Raw genomic sequence first — 2,247 nt, forward strand, 5'->3', positions numbered from 1 at the left:
TATTGTCGCAAATTAGTCAATTATATCAATCGCTTAGCAGTGTTTCAGCTGTTGTCGTAATACACATTATCACTCTCACGCTAGCCCCTCGATTGACGAGACCCCGATGGCGCAGCCAGCTTTTATGTAAGCATTGAGTTACTCCCATTGGAAGGCTGATCTGGCCGGAGCCTCCACATGGTGGAGGCCAGATCAGCCGGGGCGATCGCTTCTGGTGCTGGCGGCTGGTAGCGTAGAGCTGTGTGCGGACGGATCGTGTTGTAGTGCCTTCGCCATCGCTCGATCAGGACCTTGGCCTCCCTCAGGTCGTTGAAGAGTTCGACGTTCAGCAGCTCGTCGCGGAGCTTGCCGTTGAAGCTCTCGTTGTAGCCGTTCTCCCACGGTGAACCTGGCTCGATGAACAGGGTCTTGGCTCCAACCTTCGCAATCCACTCCCGCACAGCGGTCGCCGCGAACTCTGGCCCATTATCGGATCGAATGTGATCAGGAACGCCTCGCTGGACCATCAAGTCTGCCAGGATGGCGAGAACGCTCTGGCTGTTGAGCCTTCGCGCGACGTCGATGGCCAGGCACTCCCTAGTGAACTCATCGATCACTGTGAGCATACGGAACTTACGGCCGTCACGGGTCCTGTCCTGAACGAAGTCGTAAGCCCAGACGTGGTTTGGGCGCTCCGGCCGGAGTCTCACGCACGACCCATCGTTGAGCCAAAGCCTGCCTCGCTTCGGCTGCTTCTGCGGAACACGAAGGCCCTCCCGCCGCCAGATCCGCGCGACACGCTTGTGGTTGACGTGCCAACCATCGCGCCGGAGCAAAGCCGTGATCCGTCGATAGCCGTAGCGACCGTACTTGCTCGCCAGTTCGATGATCGCCGCGGTCAGCGCGTCTTCGTCGTCCAGCTTTTGCGGCTTTCGCCACTGCGTTGATCGATGCTGGCCCACCACGCGGCATGCTCGACGTTCAGAGACACCAAGCTCCGTACACGCATGCTCGATAAACTGGCGCTTGCGAGAGGGCCCTACCAGTTTCCCGAAGCGGCCTCTTTCAGAATGGCCTTATCGAGCTCCGCATCGGCCAGCAAACGCTTCAGCCGCGCGTTCTCCTTTTCGAGATCCTTCAAGCGTTTCGCCTGATCGACCTTCATCCCGCCGTACTCTTTCCGCCACCGGTAGTAGGTGACCGGCGTCACTCCAAGCCGCCGGACCACTTCACCGACGCTGACGCCTTCGGCCAGAAGCACCTCAGCTTCACGCAGCTTCGAGATAATCTCTTCGGGTTTGTACCGCTTCGCGCCCATCGCTCTTCTCCTTCAAACAAGCCATTCTTTCAGTCAGATTGGCTGCGTTCAAAGGGGTCGGGTCAATCTTCGGGCCTTTCTCGTTTTCCAGCCATCGCTGATCCTCCAATTTACGGGACAATCTATCCCAGTTGGTGGACCACTTTCAGGGGGCTATTCCAGTGGCGCGGCGGCACGACCTTTCCACCTCGCAGCTCTTTGCTTGGCGGAAGGCGGCGAAGGACGGCACGGACGCGGGGCTGGCTGCGGTGGCGGCGGCCTTCCTGCCAGTCGAGATCGCAGAAGATCTCGGCGACGGCTCGGGCGGGTACACGCCGCCGGTCCTGCCGCCGATCGAAGCCCTTTCCCGTCCGCCAGGGTCCGTCGTGCCCTTCCGCCGTCACGATGATGCTGACGCCTCCACCTCGGAGGAGGCATCGCAGGCCGGCTCCGCGGCTGGAGGCGGCAGCGTCGGACAAGACGACACCGCAGCTCAGATCGAGGCGGTGCTGCCGGACGGGGTGGTGCTACGCCTGCCGGGCGACGTCGCGCCGGACCGCCTCGCCGCCCTGGTCGGCGCGCTTCGGACGCCCCGTCCGTGAGCCTGTCCTTCCCCGTCGGTACGAAGGTGTGGCTGGCGGCGGGGGTGACGGACATGCGGCGGGGCTTCGACGGGCTCGCCGCGCAGACGGTGAGCGTGCTGAAGGAGGATCCACTCTCGGGGCACGTCTTCGTCTTCCGTAACAGAGGCGGCGACCGGGCGAAGGTGCTGTTCTGGGACGGCCAGGGGATGTGCCTCTACTACAAGCGGCTGGAGCGCGGAACGTTCGTCTGGCCGCGCGCGAAGGACGGCAAGGTGTCGGTGACAGCGAGCCAGCTCGCCTCGCTGCTCGAAGGCATCGACTGGCGGCTGACGCGGGCGCCTCCTGAGAGCCCTCAGCCCACCCGGGTGATGTGAGCTCAAGCTGCAT

General features: G+C 62.7%; 3 protein-coding genes. 2 read left to right on the top strand and 1 reads right to left on the bottom strand.

Going from position 1 to position 2,247, the window contains the following annotated elements; genetic code table 11:
• Positions 1–122: 122 nt before the first annotated feature.
• A protein-coding gene (locus IE053_RS14355; RefSeq protein WP_189577328.1) for an IS3 family transposase occupies positions 123–1,297 on the bottom strand; the annotation gives its coding sequence in 2 pieces (ribosomal slippage) (positions 123–1,033 and positions 1,033–1,297; 1,176 coding nt in all).
• A 134-nt stretch (positions 1,298–1,431) separates the two neighbouring features.
• Here IE053_RS14355 and IE053_RS14360 point away from each other — a divergent pair.
• Positions 1,432–1,878, top strand: a complete 447-nt coding sequence (locus IE053_RS14360) for a transposase (RefSeq protein WP_189577330.1) — start codon at positions 1,432–1,434, stop codon at positions 1,876–1,878.
• A complete protein-coding gene (gene tnpB / locus IE053_RS14365) occupies positions 1,875–2,234 on the top strand; it encodes an IS66 family insertion sequence element accessory protein TnpB (RefSeq protein ID WP_373302896.1) in 360 nt (119 codons plus the stop codon). The genes IE053_RS14360 and tnpB overlap by 4 nt, the downstream gene beginning before the upstream one ends.
• Positions 2,235–2,247 lie beyond the last annotated feature (13 nt).

It is taken from the genome of Parvularcula lutaonensis (assembly GCF_014651915.1).
GTDB classification, from domain to species: Bacteria; Pseudomonadota; Alphaproteobacteria; order Caulobacterales; family Parvularculaceae; genus Parvularcula; species Parvularcula lutaonensis.